Below are 20,080 nucleotides of genomic sequence, written 5' to 3'. Positions count from 1 at the left end.
GGCCTTATATACCAACCACCAAGGGAGACATTATAATGCACATGATGATCGTAGACGATGAAGCACACTGGGTCGATAACCTGTCCATGACCAAGCCATGGCACACGCTGGGAATCGAACATGTGCATAAAGCATACTCGGCACACGAAGCACTACAAATGATCGACACCCACCCCATCGATATCGTGATCTCGGACATTCAGATGCCTGAAATGACGGGAATTGAACTGATCGAACGCATCCGCATCCGGGACAAAAAGATAAAATGTATTCTGTTATCCGGGTATTCCGAATTTGATTACGCCAAAAAAGCCATCCAGTTCGAAGCCGTGGACTATCTGCTGAAGCCGCCGACAGACGATGAATTAATGGGGGCTGTGCAGAAAGCCATCGATCAATTGAACAACGAATGGGAACTTGTCAGTTCACTGACACGAACGCAGTTTACGTTGCGAGAGAATCTACCCCATTTGCAGGGACGACTGCTCCTAGGGGCTTTACAGGGACAACGAATCGCCGCTGCGGAATGGGATCGGAAGCTCGCTAATTACAATCTCCCCTTTCACACCGGGGATGCTGCTTTAATGCTGGTTCGTTTGGAAGAAGAATTCGGACACTATGATAGCAATGATCAGACCCTGATCGAATATGCGATCATCAATATGGCGGAAGAGATTATGGGTGAGTTTATGGAAGTGTGGGGCGTGAAGGAGGAGCACGGATATCTGGTGTTTCTACTGCAAATGAAAGAACGGAAAGGCGATATTGGTAAAGAAACCATTCTGGAGAAGCTGTCCATTCAGCTTCAATCCAAAGTAAAACAGTTTCTGAAAGGCTCACTCTCCATCGTTATCACCGAGTGGTTCACCTTTCCGGATCAGCTTTACGATCGCTTCCGTCAGGCTTCCGCTTATTTCCGGCAGATCGTTGGCGACGAACGCGAATTTGTCATGCGTGTCAGCGATGTCGAGACACCTGCGGCACAAGGTCCTTTGGATGTACTGTACACCCCGCCCACCTTCATTAGCCTGTTAGAAAGCGGACAGTGGGATGCCGCCGAAGAGAAAATCCTCGCGGTCTGCGCTGAGCTGGATGAAAAATGGTCGGAATCCTGGGAGCACTGCATGGAGGCAGGTTTTCTTATTACGGCTTCGTTCACCAATATCGCCCACCGGAACAAGCTGACTCTGACTACTTTAATGGGCAATGATGTTGAGGATTTGCAAAGTGGGGAAGTTTTCGCTACCATCAGCAAATTGCGGAAATGGTCGCTCAGTGTGCTTGGCAAACTCAAGGAAGGCACGTCCAACGAGATCAAGGACATTCGTTCCGAGTATGTGAAGAAGATTCAGGATTTTACAGATAAGAACCTGCATCTGGATGTATCTTTGCGTGTGCTCGCAGATCATGTGAACCTGCACCCAACCCATCTGTCCAAGATCTATAAGATCGAAACGGGCGAAGGCATCAGTGATTACATCTCGCGCCTGCGTATGGATCGGGCCTGCCACAAGCTGGTCACGACCACCAAAAAAGTGTATGAAATCAGCATGGAGATTGGTTATATGGACCCGGCTTATTTTATCAAAGTGTTCAAGCGTCAATTCGGTGTTACGCCGCAGGAATACAGAGACCAGCACAAATAACATGACTGAAAACCGAATTTTTCGAACTTCATTTGAACATTCACTAATAGAGTCCTATGGAAACTAACAAACTCATATAGATGCACTCCCGCACAAATTGGTACAGTTACACTGTAAAGATCATACATCGTAGGGGGATTGAACAATGATCAAATTCAAAAAAACATGGTGGTCACTGCTCATGGTTATCGCGCTCATCACGATCACTGCGTGCGGCAGTGGCGAGACAGGCAGTGACAATGGAAATAATACGCCGGGAACTGTCGGCTCAGCTGAAGCAGAAGCTGCTTTTGCCAAAGGAAAATATGACCCACCCATCGAGTTCAGTTCGGTATTGATGCCGAAGAAATACGTGCAAGGAGATACCAAAGAAAATAACGTGCACGATCGCTGGATGCTCGAAACGCTGGGTATGAAGCATAAAGATACTTGGTATCCGGCCAATGACGATCAATACAGACAAAAGCTGCAACTGGCGATCGCCTCTGGCGAGAAGCTGCCAGATTTCGTCACCGTACCCACCAATGCGGTATTGACGAATCAGCTGATCGACTCCGGTCAATTCATCGCCATCGATGAGTTGTTCGACAAGTACGCGAGTCAGACCCTGAAAGATCACGCAGCTGCACATCCTGAACTGTGGTATCCGTTCACCAAGGACGGCAAGAAATACAACATGCCGATCATGGAGTACACCGATAACGACGATACACTGCTCTGGCTCCGCGAGGACTGGATGGAGAAGCTGAACCTGGAAGCTCCGAAAACCATTGCAGACCTTGAGAACATCATGGACAAATTCAAAAACGAGAACCCGGACGGTCTGTCTCCAGACAAAGTATTCCCGCTGGCAATCTCGCTGAAAAATAACACCAACACCTGGATGGGTCAGCTTGACTGGTTGTTCGGTGCATACGGCACAATCGAGGAGCAATGGAACAAAGACGCAAACGGCAACCTCGAGTACGGCTCCGTTAACCCGGGTGCCAAACAAGCCCTTGCCAAGCTGGCTGAATGGATGGATAAAGGTTATATCCACGCTGACTCCGCTCTGTGGGACGAAGGCAAATCCGCTGAAAGCTGGACAGCTGGCAAAGCGGGCATTCTGCCTGGCGCAAACTGGGTACCGGACTGGCCTGCACCTGACCTGCTGAAGAACGTACCTGGATCAAAGTATAAAGCTTACCCTGTTCCAGCTGGCCCAGACGGCAAGATCGGTACGAAATGGCAGAACTCTGGTGTCAACGCAAGTATCATGATCAACAAAGATGCGAAGCATCCAGAAGCCATCTTCCTGTACTATAACTATTTGCTCGATAACCTTGCTAACCCGAAAGCGGGCAGTGAGTATGAATACGGCTTCGCCAAAGGGTACGACTGGGATATCATTGACGGACAACCGACCAGTGACAAAGAGAAGATCAAAGACTTCTCCAACGAATTCCCTTTCCTGACCGGCCCAGCACGTATCCCGGATCTGTACATGAAAACACTCGTGAAGCTGGCCAACGGCGAGAAGCCTGAAACACCTTACGAGAAACAAATGGCCGAATTCCGCAAACCGGAAAACTGGTATGCAGGTAAAGTCGTGATGTCCCAGATCGACGTCCGTAAACAAAACTATTTCACTGGCGCTGCAACACCAACCATGGTATCCAAATGGAACCTGCTTCGCCAGTCTGAGATGGAAACCTTCAACAAAATCATCTACGGCAATCTGCCAATTGATGCCTTTGACCAATTCGTCGCCAATTGGAAATCCAATGGCGGAGATCAGATCACGCAAGAAGTGAATGATTGGTTTAAGTCGGTAAGTGCGAAGTAAGATTTGGATTTTGGAAAAGTAGAGATTAAAAAACCAGCCGAAGCGATAGTTACACGCTTCGGCTGGTTTTTTCAGGTAGAAGATTAAGGTCGCTTTCCCTGATTTATACGTTCGCTTTAGTGGATCAAGCCTTCGTATCAATCTCCTCCGGAATCGACACACCTAGCAAGGATACTGTGAGTTGAATGCCGTCCCTCAGTCCTTGCATGTACAACTGCTCATTCTCTATGCTTTTGCTGACAATGTAACGATTCTCCCACTCAGCATATTCAGGTGTCTGCTCGATATCCTTGCCAGCAAACAAAACTTGGAACGCTTCGTCCTTTTCCTCACGTACACGACTCAATTCAGGGTCATGCTCGATTCGGGCAGATACTTCATCTAACCTTGCCTGGATCGCTTGTTGCAACCACGGTGGAAAATCCATTGCTTCTCCTCCCCTACGCATTATGTACCTCACTCATCATCGTACAACTCGGTTATGTCTCGCCTTCATTTCACCCACTCGGGCCACCAGTTCGTCCACCCTTCGGCTCTGTTCTTGCACTTCGGGGTTGTCCCACAACGGAATCGCTTGCTTCAAGGATGCCTCACCAAGCTGATTAAGCTTGCGCCGTTCCTCTTCCAATAAGTCAAGCAACCGGCTCATACATCCACCTCTCTGATGGGTCTAAACTGTTTCATGTCTTGGTAACACTAGACGTGAGCAGTCATTTTTAATGCGATTATCGGTTTATTTTATTTTAATTCGATATACGCATTAAAACAACCGTTATTTTTCATACAATTTGGTTGAAATGAGGGGTGTACATAATGAAGCATAGACAAGAACCGCCTGGCGACAAAAACATCATCGGCTCCCGAGTCGTAGCTATTCGTAAAAGTAAAGGAATCAAACAACGAGAATTTCTAGCAAGACTGCAAACATTGGGTTTGGATATCAGTCAAACGAGTCTCTCACGATTGGAGGGGCAATATCGTCTTGTTCAAGATTACGAAGTAGTGGTAATCGCTAAGGCTTTGGAGGTTTCTGTGGGATATTTGCTTGGGGAAGAATAACCTCCACTAGTTTTTGATTTAAAGATGAAATTCTATGTTTCAAATGAATACCTATTCGTCTCGCGACATAACAGGATTATTTTGTTATCAGAAGTCACACTATAATATCTCCATGTACGTATTTTCTTTCAAAAATATCTTTAATTCAGGGTTGTATTGTGTTAGATGTTCATCAAAAAATTCTTGAATAAAACTAGCTACCCAATACTGACTATCTTCGGGTGGTGTTATATTTAAATCTAAAAACATAATATGATCAATAGACATAATGTAATGCGGTTTAATTAGTACAATTAAGACACTTACTATATTTAAAATGAAACTAATCTTCTTTCGTAACTCTAAAAATACTTGATCTATTTCATTAGAACTAAGAATTTTATAGTTTTGTCTACAATAATTTTTTCCATTATTATGCACGAAATTATTAAGCTTTTTATTTATTCTTTTCCATTCTTCTTCAAGTTTATATTTGATGATTAAATCGTTAACAGTGTTATTATTCTTGATGTATGATAATGCATTTCTACTAATATAAAAATCTTTTAAGTTGCCATTATTCCACTTGATAAAAAAATTAATATTCTTCATGAATAACTCATGTTCTATTTTGTCTACTTGATCACTAAATAGTATTTGTTGATTATTGTCTAGCTCTAACACAAATAAATAAAAAAACAAATCATCATTTAGTTTTCTAATCAATATATTGGCATCAGAAAAATTACCTATGCTAACACACTCTTTTATACTTTTCAATGTATACATAGCTGACTCTAAATGATCGTGCTGGTAGAGATACGTTTTCTCCTTAAGTATGAACATGACTATAGTATTATCAATAAGATCAGTAATTCTATCTATAAATTTAATATAATAATCAAATAATCTTATTATATTATCGAATTCTGGATGAGCCTTAATAATATTACTTTTTCTTTCAAATGGATCTATATTAACAAACATCATAAGCATACTCTCCTTACATTTTAGTGTTTCTGATAACATTTCTATATTTATGAACCCCAAAGGGGTTATCTGCTGAAATTACTTTCTGAAACACTTCTTGCAGACCAAGGGCCGCATGGCCCACAGTGTAGATACGATGTTAGCTAATTTTACCAGCTTCATCGAATAATCTAATGACATTCAAATTAAAAATGACCATGGATTGAGAAGTTATTTTTCATATGCTCATTAAATGTAATGTTATCATCTACATAGAGTCTGTTTGCAGATATAAAGCAATTATCAAATTTCAATTGCTCTATATTTCTAATCTTTTTCCATCTATTAATACTTGAATATAGTTGAAATAACAATTTAGATATTTCTTTGGCTTTATTACCTGAGAGCTTATATCCAGTAGCTAATACATGACTTTCATAAAGACTAAACTTAGCAGAATAATAAGTAACTGTTTTATCTGGTTGTAGCCTCTCCTTAATATCATAGTAAATTTCATCTTCATTTGTAGAACTTGCAAATTCACTCTCTTTAATAGTTATATTTTTTAATTCTACGTATTTAATAAAATCATCTTTTGTAATCCAACTGAAGCACCGTTTTAATTTCATATAATCGTTAATAAATTGCTGAAGTAGAGATAGTTCCTGTAAATTAATCCATCTAATATTACTATTAGAATTTAGTACTTCATTAATATCTCTACCAAAATCATCAAATATGCTAAAAATAAAATAACCATGATGTATATTTGAAGAGATATTTTTAAAAATATCTTCCTCATTTTTCTTAAGCTCATCGTCTAGTTCATATGCATTGATTTTATTTTCAGAACTGAATTCATTGTAAAAATGTGTAGTGAAAAAGGTGAACTTTAAAAAAATATTATTAATATCCTTTTCAATCACTTCATTAACCAATTTAGTAGACTTAAATGAAAGCGCAGTTTTATATAAATCATAAAAAACAAACACTAATGGTAAAGATACTAATGAAGATGCTACATTTATTAACAGTCCTCTTAATAAGCTCCCCCCATCCATTGATAAAGCCCAGACAACTCCTACTACGGCAATTAAATAACAAAAAATAAACTTCACCAAAATCTCTGTAATAACATACTTACTAAAAATCAATAAAATTCTCATAATTTTCTTAATGTTCTGTTTCATTAGAATAAATTTCTCCTTTGAATACTCAAATAAGCCTTTTAGAGATCTTCCGGTAATTTCAGCTAACGTTCCCGTATTCACGACCCGACGCATGTCGGGTGTCCGGCGTATGCCCGCAGCGTGAATATTATGTTATATGAAGTCCGTTTAGTTATTCAACTTGCCTAACAGTCCTTTCACATTTGAAGTGTTATTTTTTTTGTCTTTTGTTGTCCAGGCCACAGTCATATTAAATTTCTTAAGTAATTGAATTAATTCGGCTATATCTTCAACATTCCCATCAGTATAAACATATAATTTTCTTAGTGTTTTATCTTGAGGTTTTTTGCTTTCAGGAAGTCTCATTTCACATTTTAAAACTGTTTTATCAGCTTCATCTACTACGCCTAACTCGCTTATTAAATCTTTATTTTTTCTCAATTCTATAATTTTGTTATTCCGATTTATGCTTTGAGGAATTTTGCTATTTAGCTGTTGAAGAAATTCAATAAAGTTAAAAGAACCTGTACTCGAATTTAGCTGTAATTCCTTTATCATAGATTCTTTTAAGTCATCTTTTATGTACACTTCAAACTGCCCTCTACTATGATTACCGTATACCTTTATAGGCCTTATAAGATTGATATTTCTCATGTATATAAATAATTTATCTTTTGAATCTTTATCTTCTTCTGATAAAAACATCATAAATAAGAATCTTCCTTTTCCGATTTGAGCTTCAAAAATTAACGTTTTATCATCTGATGCGATAGCTTCTGCATAAAGGTTATTCAAATTATTGAAATTAAATTGTGTTGTCATTTCTTTTCGCCTCAATCTTTAGGATTTCATATAACGTTCCTGTATTCACGACCCGACGTATGTCGGGTGTCCGGCGAATGCCGGACCAAGGACGAATGTCCGCTGCGTGAATATTATGTTAGATGATGCTTAATCTTTGTGTCATCAAAGAATAATATTTGAAATATATGTTGAAGTATCCATTGAGTGTATTAATTTCAAATATTCATTTTCTCTATTTTTAAATACTTCTGAGCCTACTTTTTTTGTATCTTTTAGATTTGGTAATGTAAACCTTTTGGGCAAACTGCTTTGAAAGCCTGGCTCGTTTTTTTCTCCTATCCAAAGAGCAGATGGTACAAATTCTTTGTCTAATAATACAAAATATATATAATCCCAACCTGAGTGTACTGGAGAAGTTGAGCGAGATTCAGAGAATTCAGAAACTGTTTTAACTTGTATTTTTTCCATTGTTGAGTTTTTTAAATATTTCACACAAATGTCCCAAACTTTATTACTAGGATTATGACTTAAATAAACATCAGCATATCCATTATGAAGATGCTTCAAGTAAACAAGCACATATAATTCGCCAATTATTCCTGTTTTCTGATCTCCCACTGGAAGAAACTTAGATTTCCTTTGTATTTCATCAAGCTCTCTATAAGCGTTTGAGAATAAATTTATCTTTTTCAAAATTGTATTTAGATCCTTCATCATTAAGCACCCCATCTTTTATTAAGTTTCATCTAACGTTCCCGTATTCACGACCCGGCGCATGCCGGATGTCCGACGAATGTCGGACCCAGAGCGAATGCTCGCAGCGTGAATATTATGTTAGCTGGAGTCACCTACATCTTCGAGTTACTTACGCATCAGGTAATCCTCTCTTTGCTCTATATCTATTTATTTCTTCTACATCACGCTGCTCCAATTTTTTCTTTCGAGCTTCCCACATTATCGGACAAGCTTCCGCAAGATTTATAAGCTCACTTTCAAATGTTATTTGGTCTAATATTCTTTCAATATCTGTTCTACTATCAACACCTACTGGGTGTTCAACACGATCACTGTAAGCTAATGGCAGCATCAGCCTTGTTGTCCCGAACGATAGCTGAGAAAGTAATAAGTTTAGTTGATCTCGCAAATGGAATAAATCCCTCAGGTAAATTGTTGAATTACGCAATTCATCTTCATCAACATTACGAATCATATGTGCGATACGTTGGTTTCTTCTAGCTTTAATTTTATTTTGCAATTCTCTCGTATTCTTCTCGAAATTATTTTCTTTGAGTGTATTTTGGAAAAATTCTTTATATTCTATGTTCATACTATCCCTAATCTTGTTTTTAAAACTCTTTATGATTCTAAAATTGTCTTTAGAATCGGTTACCAAACGTGCTATGCGTAATATACTCGTCTCAAAAAAGCTACTTAATACAGTGTCAAAAAAATTCTCTGATTGGGATTGGTAAATAAATCAAATCTAAATTGAATTACTTTTTCTATAATGAATAACTGCGTATTAAGATGTACAAGTTCAGAATAGAAGAATTTTAATTCTTCTTTATACTCTGACAAAAAAGGCTCTTCAAAAAGCTCTTCCGCTTGTATCATAGTGAAATCCATTATTTCATCTCCTTGATTTCATTTGAGTGATTTCAGCTAACGTTTCTGTATTCATGAACCCCAACGGGGTTGTCTGCTGAAATCCCTCCTCGAAATGCATCCAGCAGACCAAGGCTCCGACAGGAGCCGCAGCTTGAATATTATGTTATAGGATGTCATCGACTTCTTTGAATCACACAATAATACGACATTCAATCCAATAAGAAATCACTGGCAATCTTGTTTGACACAAACTTGCTTTGATCGTGGGAAAGGAATAGATAATCTATTGGATATCCAACAGATGGTGTTGGTTTTAAGTTCTCCGCTTGAATTTTTAGCTTAAAAAGTGTTTCCATGAAGTCAAAAACTTGGTTTTCTAGCATCTTACTAAAATCGGGCAATGGTAACACTTGATTACGAACTTCCGTATCATCAATTCTAGTTAGCACACTATATCTTAAAAAGCCTTTACGATCCACGTTCTCCCTTACTAGATTGAGTCCACTATCAAAATCTAGATCATATATAAATGGCTCAGTATCTTGATATCCCGCTATATGGTAGGACGTTTCGAGCTGTGGGAAATTTGACTTTATATAATTGAAGAGCGTCAGCTACATCACACTGTCGCATGCTAGATTCCACTGTGTGGGTGAAATTTTGTAAAATTTGTTTAATTGTCTTTTCTCCCCATGAAGCTCTCCCTCTCACAGAAATCCCTGTTCCGGTTTTTCGAATAAAAAACAACTTCTGTATTGAGCCATAACCGATTATTTTATTTGTCTGATAGTTTTCCGTCCGCTGGAGCAAGGTATCAGTTCCCATAACTATACATTCATGTGCATATGCTGTTGCTATTAAAGTCATTCAGAACTCCCTCTCAATGGTAGGATCTTGTGATTTAAGATTTATTCTATTCCTGCTGATTTCCTATAACGTTCCTGTATTCACGACGTCCATTCCCTTTAGATAGCTCTTATCTTAGGGGAATGGATGTATCTGCCTGATTACTCTTCTCGAACATACTTCTGGCAGATCAAGGGCCGTATGGACCGCAGTTCGAATATGGTGTTATAGGATGTCAGCTCTTCTTTGAAACACTAAATATTAATCACTTTCACTAAGTTATTCACTAATACGAATAATTAATTAAGTTGTTCTATCTAAATTCTTTAATTCCATCTTCAAAAGCTTCTGGGTCATTATGATCTATTCCATGTAGAGCTTCCTGTAAAGCAAAGGTGCTTCTATAAAAATGGGCTCTTTCTAAAATTTGTCTTCCATTCGGGTATAGATTAGTGCATGTTTCAAAAAACTCTTCTCCGTAGCTGGAAAGAATTCCTGCTAAATCATATGCTGGGTCCCCAAGTCCTGAGCCTCCGAAGTCAATAACTCCTGTAATTCTTTTATCTTTTCGATTCCATATGATATTGCCTGCTCCGAAGTCTCCATGAATAAAGGTTTTCTCTAAATTCTGATTATGAGTATTATTTAAGAATGTATTAAAGTTATCTACTACTTTTTCTTGTGCATCTAATCGCATAAATGGAAAGAGTTTCTCTTTTATATTAATAAACAGATCTTCTATAATTCTATGTACACTTTCATGTTGTTTCTGAGAAACTACCGCTTTCGGTATGTCCATAGAATGGAGTTCAATAAGAAAAGTAACAAGTTGTGAGGCAATTGTTTCTATAAGGTTTTGGCTTTTAATAGTTATTAATTCTTCCTTCCAAAAAGGAGTGCCTTCAATCAGCTTATAGCCCATGAAAGTCTTACCCACCTCCAGCTCATCAAATGATTTGTAGGCTGGATAGGGAATCTGCATTGTTACAGTCTTTCTAATAGTTTCTAATAACTCTGTTTCAAGCTTTAATTTTTCTAATCCTTGCTTATACTTAGGAAACCTAAAGACAAGAGATTGATTAAGAATAAATACGTCATTATTTTGACCGATCTCGTTTTGTTTAACATCTTGAATATGTAAATCTGAGTAAACTTCTTGAATGCGTCGAACATAATTAGAGTTCATATATACAAGCTCCTTCGATAATAAATGTTTTACTTTCTTGAATTTTAGCTGATTTCCTATAACGTTCCCGTATTCACGACTCAGCGTATGCTGAGTGTCCGGCGGATGCCGGACCCAGGACGAATGTCCGCAGCGTGAATATGATGTTATCCGATGCATCTGCTTTCCCTAGAAACTTACAAAATTCACTTGTTTCAAACCATTATATATTTCAAATAAAAAATTTAAGTTTTTACGTGTTTTTCGGAAAATAAAGCTAACGTTCTCATTAATTCTTCTGTTTCTTTAGTGAAATCTTCAACATACTCTGTTTCTTGAGATGAAGTATTATGCACTTTATTAACTTGTCCAATTAATTCTGATGCCTCTCTAATTCCATAGAGTTTAATTTTTAATAAGTTGAAATTTTGAATCGCTATCGTTCTTTTATGAGTCCATAAACTTTGTTCATCCTTTTTTTGTTTATATCTAAATAACAAAGTCTCTTTTTCATTTTTTAACAACTCAATCAATTCGGGTTTTTCATTTATTTCTTTGTCTTTTTTATCTATATCCTGTTGTAATCTATCCAATTCAGCTTTGACCATTGGATAGTAACGATTTGCGAAGTAATACTCTGTAGAATCAGTTATATATTCAGCAATCAATTTTTCGACTTCGTTTGTAAATATTTTTCGTTGGTATTGAAGACGAATCATCTTCTCATTTTCTAAATTTTCACGTGTCTCTTTTTGAATTTTTCTGGTTTCTATAGTTGTGATATAAACCGCAAACAGTGTACCAAGGCCACTAAGTATTCCTCCTAGATAACTTCCCCAAAAACCTCCCTCTGTTCCTTGTGATAGCTTGAACAAAAAAGGAAAAATCAACAAAACCAAAATGAGTGTGGTAAGTACTTTCAGAGTATTTTCTTTAAAATATTTTTTGATGTTGTCTTTCAATTGCCTCACCCTTCATTATTATAATGTTTCGGATAACGTTACCGTATTCACGACCCAGGCGTATGCTGGGTGTCTGGCGAATGCCGGACCAAGGACGTATGTCCGCAGCGTGAATATTATGTTAGCTGATGCTACTGCTTTGAATCTCTTTAGGATGTGTTAAAGAATTACTCCAAAAAGTCAATTTCTTCCCCATTCCAATAATTTCTATTCTCCATATACCAGTTTGCGTGACTTGATAAACCGTCTAAATCTGAATATAAAGTTAGCCTGTTGTATCCATAATGTGATAGCTCAAATCTTAATTCTTGCCGATAAGATTTATCTATTATTATTTTATCGAGTCTCATTTCACCAGTAATGTTATCATCCAGTTTAGTTGTAGGTGGATTGTGAATTGTAAAGATCCCACCTTGACGCACAATACGTTGAATTCTTCCGTTGGGTTTAACCCTTCCAATCCCTTCATACTCAAATGTTTTAACAATATTAGTTTCTATAGACCTATTAAATAAGTAAGCATAAATTATTGCATCCGATTCTTCATAATTTTCGACAGCAAAATAAGCAGCGATTAATGGATTAAAGGTCCAGTCAAGCAATCTTGTAGCTAGTCCATGATGTTGAGCAACTGCAAGCCAGTCCCATTCGTTTTCTGTATGTAAATCAATAAACTCAACAGCTCGTCTTTTCCAAGATTCAAAAAAGCGTTTATCATCGATATGACAATATGGTTCTCGTCCTGCTTTGGGAATTAACTCCCAAGATACATTGCTATGACCTCTAAAAAGCCATAAATTATTTTTTCTGTAGTTTGAAAATACATTATGCAGTTCGTTAAAATTTTTTATATGTATTTCTTTCATTCTTATCGCTCCTTTTGATTTAGAGTAGTTTTAGCTAACATCTAATCTATGTACTTCGTAAATACCACACACCCCGCGTGATATCTGAATTACGTATATGATAACCTATGCGGTGATATTTGCGAAGAAAAAATTGCCGAATAAGGGATATTTATCAGTTTTCTATCATTTACCCATGTCCATACGTCCAATGGGCTTTGAATACGCTCATTTCATTTGCAATGAAACAACCTACTTACAGATAACGGAAATGCTGATAGAATATACGAATGATGAAGTTGTTTTCATGCTACGGTATTGTTAATAGTAAAAACATAAGGATGGGGTTTATTTGAATAACAAGAAGTTAATATTTAGCGTCATTACACTTTGTATTCTACTCATATTGGGTTTTCTCAGATGGGACAATCTTGAATCCAGCGCAGACTTTCATTATAAGTATGATCGATGGGCAGGTCAGAAATGGGTAGATTTCTATCCGCCGCTAGCTGCTTCTTCCAACAGCATGGAGTTTCCACTTATATATATGGATGAGATACATCAAAATGATATAAACAAATATTTAGGAAAACAGGCTCTCTCGGGAGAGTTAGTGAACAAGTGGATTGAACGAACAAAGTTAACGGATGGATATATAGGTCTATTATTATTGAATATTCTAGTAATCATTTACGGTTCTATTAAATTATTTATTTTGAGAGACAAAAAAATAGGATGATCTTGATCTTCTTCAATATGCCGAGGCACAAGTTGCCAAAGGGCATACTAACACAAAGGCAGCAGTCCCACATAAGGAACTGCTGCCTTTATTTTTTTAATTTTCCCCACTTATAATATCAATGATATATAGGAGTCATCCGCAAGCCTTTGTAATGTTTGAAATATCTATATTTAGCTTCTGCCCTTCTAAACATACAAATGCCATCCCACAACAAAAGCAGCCAAGATGAACGCCGAGATGCCAGACATGATGTACATCACCTTTTGCTTTTTGCTGTAACTGCTCTTCCGCAATTTGTAGATAAGCAAGCCAAGAAACACCACTGCTAGAACCACATATAGTAGGTTAAACATTAAATTGATGCGTATCGAAGAATAACCAGGATAATTTGGAAACCTCAACTTCGTTTGTAAGATGAAAAGATTAAGAAGGAGTGCCACACCTGCAAAGTTAATTGCAAGATGGTATTTATTAAAATTGGTGGTAGATTTTCTTCGTTTATTTAGTTTGTTAAGAAGCTGCCGGATTACATAGCCGATCAAAGCAATTATAGTGAAAATGGCGGCAAGCACAGCAGGAATAAAAGATATCTTTATCAAGTTTACCTTTACATTCGATATAGGCAAGTAATCAATGTAAGGAGTAAAGGAAATTTTATCAACAACACCATTATGCTCGACAACATGATAAGAACTACTTAATTCAGCTTTTGTGAATTTCCTGATATCAAGGGCCGTAAATAAATTAGTAAATCTAGATGCTGCCCGTCGTGCGGATTGAAAATATCCTCCCCCCTCCGAAGTAACTATATTAGAATTGGCATTATCACCGAAAATTTCTTTAATAAGTCCATAATAATAAATTTCCTCAAAAGACTGGTTTGTCATGACCACCATTCCAAATTTAGATTCGGGATCAAAGACAAGTTTGCTGGAAAACCCTTTCAGATTCCCCTCATGCATCAGTGTAGGTACCCAGTATTCCATCTCAACGAACCCATGCGCAAATCGCGGAGTAGAAGTCCCGTCATAATATAGACTTGTTGACAACATTTCGTTTAACGTATCCCTGTTCTTAAATAATACATTGCTATCATCTACTGGCATCAACGCTGCAAGGAATTTGCCTAAATCTTCTGCTGTCCCAATCGCTGCACCGGCAGGATAAAATGTTACGTATCCTCTATTCTCAGGGATCAGTTTCAGATCTTTCGTATACCCTTCAATCTCATTCCTTCTTTGTACTAGGTCTGGATGATCTTGCCCCGTTGGATGAATCGAGGTGTCGTTCATATGAAGCGGTTTAAATATATGTTGATTGACATATTCATAAAAAGGTTGGCCACTTATCTCTTCCACGATGTAACCGGCTAAGCCAACGCCGTAGTTCGAATAACCCACTATGCTATTCGGTTTATAGATCTGTTTCGGCTCATTTCTACGCAACGTTTCTCCTAATTCTAACGTTTCATTCTCGGAGTAATAAAATACCTCGGCCGCTGTTTGATCTTCCCAACCCGCATTGTGATGCATCAGGTTCATTAGCGTAATCGGATCATCATATTTCAGCTTTTTAAAAAATCCCTCTGGCAGATATTCTTGGATATCCGTCTCCAAATCAAGCTTTCCTTGTTCGACAAGCTGCATCACACTCGTATAGACTAACAATTTAGAGATGGAAGCCCATTCAAACACAGTAGAGGTATCCGCCTTTCGCTGATTCTCAATATCTGCATAACCATATGCCTTATTCACAATAGTTTCACCGTCTTTGATAGCCACAACCGAAACGGCAGCGGTATACTTCTCATATGAGGCAACATAAGCATCAATCGTTTCCTCTAACTTGGATAAAGGAATCCTGGATGGTGTAGTCTCCACCTGTTTCTCTTTAGCGTGGGCGGGTACCGCTATTGCCATCATGATAAATATGAATGACAGAACACAAGCGATTACTTTGTTTACCGTGTGATGTCTACAATTCATCTGCATTAGCTTCTCTCCTTTTATATTAAATGTTAATTAAATTTCTTGTTTTCGCGTATGCGTTTTCAAAAGAGTCCACACGAATCTAAATTTTTTTCAAATGCAATCACACTCCATTCAGGAGAGAGATCGAAGAAGTTCACCTTTCCAATTAACGATGTTTATTTCTTTGTCTTTCAAGAGGCACCAATCAATGATTTCACCTATCAATTTTGGCGTTATGATCTCATCGCTCCATTGCGGTGTTAGTACTCTTCTGTATCCTATATATTCTGTCGTCCAGCCTTCGAATTCTTCTCCGATAATGACTATAAATGGGATCTTGTTCTTAATACTGTGTTGTCCCACTTCATAAGTGACGATTAACTTCTTATCCTCAGAAACGATATGTAATTTGATTATCCCTTCATCGTCTATATCCGGTTCAACATACCAATAAAATAATCGATTGGAGCGAACAATTTTACGTTTATATTTTTTTCTTTCGCCCATAACTCACCTCGCATATTTCTTTTCCTCTGTATGCAGTACTTCAACAGTTTGCCCATCCACATGAACACTTTGTTATCCGATGTTGATAGGCCTTATGATCATTCATTTTATTACTTTGTTAATCTTTCTTTATTGCCTGATATGACTTCATGAATTTCATCATATAATTGTAAATCTATAAATTCGTTATGAATCCATAGTCCTTCCTCAACATCTCCTCCCCCCATACCTCCACCAATTCCATCACCAGGAAAGTGTTTTTCGAAATATATTCCTCGGCCTTCTCCCTCATTACAGCCCCATGCAATGGTATCTAAATCTTTTAATAGAGTATGTAATGTCTCTTCACTGCAGTTTACTAGTTTCATAGGGCAAGACAAATAGATTTGTCCTCCATAATCACCCTCCATAATTACATATGCATCTGGAGTATCCAGAGCTTTCTTAAAACTATCTATAAACTGATTGTTCGGTTGTCCATTTGCTTCATTAAGGATATGTCGAACAGGGCTATGGTGCTCTGGAATTACAGCCATCTCATTGTTTTCATCTTTTTTTCTTTCCATAAAGATACACCTCTTTGTTTGATATGTTTTCTTGGAGATATCTCAAATTAGTTATTGACTTCATTCATTCCTATGACTTGTTCAATTGCTACATTAAATTCGTTAACATTAATGTTTAAATTGATTATTCCTTCTTTATCCAGCCCTTTAGTATCTAATTTAAAAGTACCTGTCAGTTCTTCCGAGCTATTACCATCAATTTTCATATTTATATCCAATTTAATATCTCTATCAATTAATCGCTCCTGAATATCCTTACTTAAGATCGGTTCAACTGTTTTTAACATTATTGATTTATTGGTTCTATTTCGAAGATTGAAATTGTATGTTACGACTGTAATACCTGCATCTTCTTCGCTCTCTCCCAGTCCAAATGAACTTGAGTTAATTATCAACCCGCCCTCAACAATTTTATCCGTCTTCACACTGTATGAAATGCAACCACTTAGGGCTAGTATCATTAAAAGAAATATTAAAATCATTGCATGCTTTTGATTCTTCAATTCAGGAACTCCTTTAATTTTTCTCTTCATTTTTAAGATCTATATTTGCAAGTTCAAGTGCAATCGCTAATCTAATCCGTGCATATTTCCTAAGTCCTTTTAAATAGGTATTGTCTAGTTGTTTGCTTTCAATTATAGGTTCAATATCGTGGTCGTAACGATCGATTTCTACTTTTGCAATTATATCGTTATTAATCAGCAACAAAAAAATGTCTTCCCCTTGTTCAGGTGTCCAGAATAGTATATAAGCGGTTTTCATTTGTGGAAAAAACCTCTTAATAACAGAGAGTAATCCTGATCTTATTTCATCATTAAATAATGACTCATGCGATCCTACTAATTCTCTTCTTATATCTTCTTCAGTTCTACTGCCCTTTAATTTTATTAGTTTCATAATGCCTCGCAAGTTATCATTATTTTATTTTTTTTGACTTGTTAATTTCCTGTAACGCTTACTAAAAACTAACGGGAATCGTTCGACAGACTGAGATTTGTAAGGTTGTCCGTTAACCCCACTGATATAAATCTAAAATAAATACATCATCACCTATCGCAAAATAAATCTGTTCCCAATCAAACTCATCTTTCCATTCAATCTCTGTTACCAGTCTATGAGTTTTAACATTTGACCCTTCAAAGAATTCTTCCAACAGTTTAATCAGTTTATTACTCACGTTATTTGACTCTTTATCTAGTTCTGCAGGCGTTTCTCCACCAGTGTCCGGATATTCAACACTTACGCCAAAATTCTGTAAGTGAAATAAAGAGAAAAACCATCTTATGGGATAATTATTAGGATACTTAATCTCACATGTCCATATGGTCCAATGTTTTTTTTAAACGCTCAGTATATGTTGGGTTGTATGGGATGCGAATATGAAGTGAATCAAAGGAACCTTTCTTTGTGATGACAAAAACAAACAAGGAAGGCCCTTCTTCATCCCACAAGGAATCAGTCGACCTTCCTCAAGGAAATATCCAGAGTAATCTAAATAATTGAAAAATATCTTTCTAATGCCGAGCTCAGGGTGCTAAAGGTAAAAAGAACTAATATTTTTCTGCACCTCCGGCTGAGCTAAGCTCTCCCGTTATGATATCAATAACGTCCTATGCTCACGACTCATCATAGCTGTTTCGAATTTTTTCTTTCTTCTCTTCTATGATTTTCATTAATTTCATAGCTTCTTTTTCTTTTATTTCCCCATTGATTAGGTCGTTTTCGATCTCTTCTCTCATATCTTCTAACAAGCTCCTTGTCTGATATAGTCTTAGCCCGGTCCAATCCGAAATAAAATAATCATCTTCCACCTGGCCGTCTATACCGAAAATAATTCTGTAATAACCTATATGATTTGCTCGATATTCAATTCTGACCTTCACTTCAATATATTCATGCTCTTTATTACTTGGGTCCAGGTACTCCAAACTCTTGATATGGATTGATATATCCTCTATCCAAATCTTCAAATACTTCTTGTCATAATCCCAGAATACCTCTGTAAACTCCTCAGGATCTTCAACTCTATAGGTTTCTAAGTTATGCCAAAAAGCCTCGATTGCCCGGTTTCTTGCATTGTGCTTGTCCGACCAATCCCTTAAATCTTGTATATTCATAAAATCACTCATTTCATGAATGTATAGTTTTCTGGAATTCAGATAACGTTCCTGTGTTGAGTAGTACTTGCTAAGATGATTTGTCGTTCTCCAAGTTATCGGTCTTGCTCTTGATTTGTTCTTCAGTAAAACAAGCCAAGTCATTTCATATAAACAAAGCTTTCACTCGAAAAATTTTCAATTACTTTATGATCTACCTAAAAATACAGTGTGATGTTTCCGACTTATCTGGCAATTATTCTGCATCCGCTACTCTCCCCGGTGAATCTGCTCCTTAGAAATGCATTTTCAACCGAATATGTTGAATTTAATGTTAGATAAAACCAATTTTCTTCAAGTTACTTTCAAAGTCAATACTATTCTTTCTTCCATTGATGTGATTCGTGTAGTTTACCAGTTTCATAAAAATACTTTAGCACTTCCAGCATGGGTATTAATTCTATACAAATGTTATCGCAATAATTTCCTAACTGACCACCGATAACTAGAGAAATTTCACTATTTCCCTGCTTATCGTTCATAAGCGTATATATATGTTCATCCATTGTAATAGACACTACAAAATATTCCGGTCCGCCTCCAACTAATGCTGAACCTGTGTCTAATACCTCAAAAAAAACTAATGTAAATTTATCTCCATCGAGCTTTCTCAAAAAACGTAAACTGTCTGCCCATGTAGGATTCATAACGATCTCTTCATTAAATGTGGTCCCATTCCGTTCATCAATGCTAATAGAGTTTATCATTTTTTTCTTTTTATCCTTTTTAGATCATTTTATTGGTTTAGATCCTCCACCTTAAATGCTTCACTATAGATTTTACGCAGCTCAGTTGAGTTATCTTGCCACTGAATGGGCTTACCATTGATGATCTGCACCAACACATCCAGACACCTATGCCATCCTGCGGCGGTATTCACTGCCCATGAATCTTACCCCCTCCTTCTTTCATCACACATACCCATCTTCAGGTTCACCAACATCAAAACCCAACACTTTTGTCGCTTCCAACTTAAACGTTTCTATCCAAGACATCCATACATCGCTATTCATCTGTGCATAAAATGATAATCCACTAGGCTCAACGGATGCTTCAATGAAAACATCATCCTCTTCAGTTCCAAACCAATATGGAATTCCACTTTTATAACCAATCCACCCTGGCATAGTCTCATATACTTTAAAAACTTTATCCCACACTTCATCAGGCAGATCATACCTTATATTTAGGTTGCAATTATGAGAGTTTATGTTGTTCATTTATATTCTCTCCTTCTACCTTAGACGTATATCAAAATTCAT

General features: G+C 37.1%; 26 protein-coding genes. 4 read left to right on the top strand and 22 right to left on the bottom strand.

Annotated elements, in window-relative coordinates; translation table 11 throughout:
• Positions 1-35: 35 nt before the first annotated feature.
• Both NYE45_RS07575 and NYE45_RS07570 read left to right on the top strand, forming a co-directional pair.
• Positions 36-1,646, top strand: coding sequence for a response regulator (locus NYE45_RS07575; RefSeq protein WP_340016233.1), 1,611 nt, complete (start codon positions 36-38; stop codon positions 1,644-1,646).
• A 145-nt stretch (positions 1,647-1,791) separates the two neighbouring features.
• Positions 1,792-3,471, top strand: a complete 1,680-nt coding sequence (locus tag NYE45_RS07570) for an ABC transporter substrate-binding protein (protein WP_340016232.1) — start codon at positions 1,792-1,794, stop codon at positions 3,469-3,471.
• A gap of 124 nt (positions 3,472-3,595) precedes the next feature.
• On the opposite strand, the gene NYE45_RS07565 is transcribed toward NYE45_RS07570, so the two are convergent.
• Positions 3,596-3,898, bottom strand: a complete 303-nt coding sequence (locus NYE45_RS07565) for a hypothetical protein (RefSeq protein WP_340016231.1) — start codon at positions 3,896-3,898, stop codon at positions 3,596-3,598.
• A gap of 36 nt (positions 3,899-3,934) precedes the next feature.
• Positions 3,935-4,120 (bottom strand): hypothetical protein, encoded by a 186-nt coding sequence (locus NYE45_RS07560; protein WP_047842110.1) that lies wholly within the window; start codon positions 4,118-4,120, stop codon positions 3,935-3,937.
• Positions 4,121-4,284: 164 nt separating this feature from the next.
• On the opposite strand from NYE45_RS07560, the gene NYE45_RS07555 reads away from it, so the two are divergent.
• Positions 4,285-4,530 (top strand): helix-turn-helix transcriptional regulator, encoded by a 246-nt coding sequence (locus NYE45_RS07555; RefSeq protein WP_222216031.1) that lies wholly within the window; start codon positions 4,285-4,287, stop codon positions 4,528-4,530.
• Between the two features lie 99 nt (positions 4,531-4,629).
• Here NYE45_RS07555 and NYE45_RS07550 read toward each other — a convergent pair whose 3' ends face one another.
• From NYE45_RS07550 to NYE45_RS07505, 10 genes are all read right to left on the bottom strand, one after another.
• Positions 4,630-5,499: a hypothetical protein gene (locus tag NYE45_RS07550; RefSeq protein WP_340016230.1), complete on the bottom strand. Its 870-nt coding sequence runs from the start codon at positions 5,497-5,499 to the stop codon at positions 4,630-4,632.
• A 185-nt stretch (positions 5,500-5,684) separates the two neighbouring features.
• Positions 5,685-6,668, bottom strand: a complete 984-nt coding sequence (locus NYE45_RS07545) for a hypothetical protein (RefSeq protein ID WP_340016229.1) — start codon at positions 6,666-6,668, stop codon at positions 5,685-5,687.
• Positions 6,669-6,815: 147 nt separating this feature from the next.
• Complete coding sequence (locus NYE45_RS07540; protein WP_340016228.1) at positions 6,816-7,469, bottom strand: hypothetical protein; 654 nt, start codon at positions 7,467-7,469, stop codon at positions 6,816-6,818.
• A gap of 144 nt (positions 7,470-7,613) precedes the next feature.
• A complete protein-coding gene (locus tag NYE45_RS07535) occupies positions 7,614-8,165 on the bottom strand; it encodes a hypothetical protein (protein WP_340016227.1) in 552 nt (183 codons plus the stop codon).
• Between the two features lie 151 nt (positions 8,166-8,316).
• On the bottom strand, positions 8,317-8,862 hold the full coding sequence (locus tag NYE45_RS07530) for a hypothetical protein (protein ID WP_340017332.1): 546 nt from the start codon (positions 8,860-8,862) through the stop codon (positions 8,317-8,319).
• A gap of 20 nt (positions 8,863-8,882) precedes the next feature.
• On the bottom strand, positions 8,883-9,077 hold the full coding sequence (locus NYE45_RS07525; RefSeq protein WP_340016226.1) for a hypothetical protein: 195 nt from the start codon (positions 9,075-9,077) through the stop codon (positions 8,883-8,885).
• Positions 9,078-9,268: 191 nt separating this feature from the next.
• Complete coding sequence (locus tag NYE45_RS07520) at positions 9,269-9,538, bottom strand: hypothetical protein (RefSeq protein WP_340016225.1); 270 nt, start codon at positions 9,536-9,538, stop codon at positions 9,269-9,271.
• Between the two features lie 680 nt (positions 9,539-10,218).
• Positions 10,219-11,091, bottom strand: coding sequence for an aminoglycoside phosphotransferase family protein (locus NYE45_RS07515; protein ID WP_340016224.1), 873 nt, complete (start codon positions 11,089-11,091; stop codon positions 10,219-10,221).
• Between the two features lie 224 nt (positions 11,092-11,315).
• Complete coding sequence (locus tag NYE45_RS07510; protein ID WP_340016223.1) at positions 11,316-12,032, bottom strand: hypothetical protein; 717 nt, start codon at positions 12,030-12,032, stop codon at positions 11,316-11,318.
• Positions 12,033-12,199: 167 nt separating this feature from the next.
• The gene (locus tag NYE45_RS07505; RefSeq protein ID WP_340016222.1) at positions 12,200-12,898 is read right to left on the bottom strand and encodes an FRG domain-containing protein; all 699 of its coding nucleotides are present in this window, start codon (positions 12,896-12,898) and stop codon (positions 12,200-12,202) included.
• Positions 12,899-13,229: 331 nt separating this feature from the next.
• Here NYE45_RS07505 and NYE45_RS07500 point away from each other — a divergent pair, with 331 nt between their 5' ends.
• Complete coding sequence (locus NYE45_RS07500; RefSeq protein WP_340016221.1) at positions 13,230-13,616, top strand: hypothetical protein; 387 nt, start codon at positions 13,230-13,232, stop codon at positions 13,614-13,616.
• 188 nt (positions 13,617-13,804) lie between these two features.
• Here the strand turns inward: NYE45_RS07500 and NYE45_RS07495 are convergent, their stop codons facing one another.
• The 10 genes from NYE45_RS07495 to NYE45_RS07450 form a co-directional block, all read right to left on the bottom strand.
• Complete coding sequence (locus tag NYE45_RS07495; RefSeq protein WP_340016220.1) at positions 13,805-15,610, bottom strand: serine hydrolase domain-containing protein; 1,806 nt, start codon at positions 15,608-15,610, stop codon at positions 13,805-13,807.
• Positions 15,611-15,721: 111 nt separating this feature from the next.
• A complete protein-coding gene (locus tag NYE45_RS07490; protein WP_340016219.1) occupies positions 15,722-16,096 on the bottom strand; it encodes a hypothetical protein in 375 nt (124 codons plus the stop codon).
• A gap of 110 nt (positions 16,097-16,206) precedes the next feature.
• On the bottom strand, positions 16,207-16,662 hold the full coding sequence (locus tag NYE45_RS07485) for a hypothetical protein (protein WP_340016218.1): 456 nt from the start codon (positions 16,660-16,662) through the stop codon (positions 16,207-16,209).
• A gap of 47 nt (positions 16,663-16,709) precedes the next feature.
• The gene (locus NYE45_RS07480; RefSeq protein WP_340016217.1) at positions 16,710-17,165 is read right to left on the bottom strand and encodes a hypothetical protein; all 456 of its coding nucleotides are present in this window, start codon (positions 17,163-17,165) and stop codon (positions 16,710-16,712) included.
• 13 nt (positions 17,166-17,178) lie between these two features.
• The gene (locus NYE45_RS07475; protein WP_340016216.1) at positions 17,179-17,559 is read right to left on the bottom strand and encodes a hypothetical protein; all 381 of its coding nucleotides are present in this window, start codon (positions 17,557-17,559) and stop codon (positions 17,179-17,181) included.
• 112 nt (positions 17,560-17,671) lie between these two features.
• The gene (locus NYE45_RS07470; protein ID WP_340016215.1) at positions 17,672-17,839 is read right to left on the bottom strand and encodes a hypothetical protein; all 168 of its coding nucleotides are present in this window, start codon (positions 17,837-17,839) and stop codon (positions 17,672-17,674) included.
• Positions 17,840-18,278: 439 nt separating this feature from the next.
• Positions 18,279-18,779: a hypothetical protein gene (locus NYE45_RS07465; RefSeq protein WP_340016214.1), complete on the bottom strand. Its 501-nt coding sequence runs from the start codon at positions 18,777-18,779 to the stop codon at positions 18,279-18,281.
• A 356-nt stretch (positions 18,780-19,135) separates the two neighbouring features.
• Complete coding sequence (locus NYE45_RS07460) at positions 19,136-19,465, bottom strand: hypothetical protein (protein ID WP_152683023.1); 330 nt, start codon at positions 19,463-19,465, stop codon at positions 19,136-19,138.
• Between the two features lie 89 nt (positions 19,466-19,554).
• Entirely contained in the window at positions 19,555-19,698 is a 144-nt protein-coding gene (locus NYE45_RS07455; RefSeq protein WP_340016213.1) for a hypothetical protein, read from the bottom strand.
• A 31-nt stretch (positions 19,699-19,729) separates the two neighbouring features.
• On the bottom strand, positions 19,730-20,038 hold the full coding sequence (locus NYE45_RS07450; RefSeq protein ID WP_340016212.1) for a hypothetical protein: 309 nt from the start codon (positions 20,036-20,038) through the stop codon (positions 19,730-19,732).
• Positions 20,039-20,080 lie beyond the last annotated feature (42 nt).

This window comes from Paenibacillus sp. FSL K6-1318 (genome assembly GCF_037976905.1).
GTDB classification, from domain to species: Bacteria; Bacillota; Bacilli; order Paenibacillales; family Paenibacillaceae; genus Paenibacillus; species Paenibacillus amylolyticus_A.
This window is presented reverse-complemented; position numbering and strand designations above follow the sequence as displayed.

Excerpts from the sequence above, each read along its gene's own strand:
- NYE45_RS07575 (WP_340016233.1), top strand. The coding sequence starts at position 36 with ATGCACATGATGATCGTAGACGATGAAGCACACTGGGTCGATAACCTG.
- NYE45_RS07570 (WP_340016232.1), top strand. The coding sequence starts at position 1,792 with ATGATCAAATTCAAAAAAACATGGTGGTCACTGCTCATGGTTATCGCG.
- NYE45_RS07565 (WP_340016231.1), bottom strand. The coding sequence starts at position 3,898 with ATGGATTTTCCACCGTGGTTGCAACAAGCGATCCAGGCAAGGTTAGAT.
- NYE45_RS07560 (WP_047842110.1), bottom strand. The coding sequence starts at position 4,120 with ATGAGCCGGTTGCTTGACTTATTGGAAGAGGAACGGCGCAAGCTTAAT.
- NYE45_RS07555 (WP_222216031.1), top strand. The coding sequence starts at position 4,285 with ATGAAGCATAGACAAGAACCGCCTGGCGACAAAAACATCATCGGCTCC.
- NYE45_RS07550 (WP_340016230.1), bottom strand. The coding sequence starts at position 5,499 with ATGATGTTTGTTAATATAGATCCATTTGAAAGAAAAAGTAATATTATT.
- NYE45_RS07545 (WP_340016229.1), bottom strand. The coding sequence starts at position 6,668 with ATGAAACAGAACATTAAGAAAATTATGAGAATTTTATTGATTTTTAGT.
- NYE45_RS07540 (WP_340016228.1), bottom strand. The coding sequence starts at position 7,469 with ATGACAACACAATTTAATTTCAATAATTTGAATAACCTTTATGCAGAA.
- NYE45_RS07535 (WP_340016227.1), bottom strand. The coding sequence starts at position 8,165 with ATGAAGGATCTAAATACAATTTTGAAAAAGATAAATTTATTCTCAAAC.
- NYE45_RS07525 (WP_340016226.1), bottom strand. The coding sequence starts at position 9,077 with ATGGATTTCACTATGATACAAGCGGAAGAGCTTTTTGAAGAGCCTTTT.
- NYE45_RS07515 (WP_340016224.1), bottom strand. The coding sequence starts at position 11,091 with ATGAACTCTAATTATGTTCGACGCATTCAAGAAGTTTACTCAGATTTA.
- NYE45_RS07505 (WP_340016222.1), bottom strand. The coding sequence starts at position 12,898 with ATGAAAGAAATACATATAAAAAATTTTAACGAACTGCATAATGTATTT.
- NYE45_RS07495 (WP_340016220.1), bottom strand. The coding sequence starts at position 15,610 with ATGCAGATGAATTGTAGACATCACACGGTAAACAAAGTAATCGCTTGT.
- NYE45_RS07490 (WP_340016219.1), bottom strand. The coding sequence starts at position 16,096 with ATGGGCGAAAGAAAAAAATATAAACGTAAAATTGTTCGCTCCAATCGA.
- NYE45_RS07485 (WP_340016218.1), bottom strand. The coding sequence starts at position 16,662 with ATGGAAAGAAAAAAAGATGAAAACAATGAGATGGCTGTAATTCCAGAG.
- NYE45_RS07475 (WP_340016216.1), bottom strand. The coding sequence starts at position 17,559 with ATGAAACTAATAAAATTAAAGGGCAGTAGAACTGAAGAAGATATAAGA.
- NYE45_RS07465 (WP_340016214.1), bottom strand. The coding sequence starts at position 18,779 with ATGAATATACAAGATTTAAGGGATTGGTCGGACAAGCACAATGCAAGA.
- NYE45_RS07460 (WP_152683023.1), bottom strand. The coding sequence starts at position 19,465 with ATGAATCCTACATGGGCAGACAGTTTACGTTTTTTGAGAAAGCTCGAT.
- NYE45_RS07450 (WP_340016212.1), bottom strand. The coding sequence starts at position 20,038 with ATGAACAACATAAACTCTCATAATTGCAACCTAAATATAAGGTATGAT.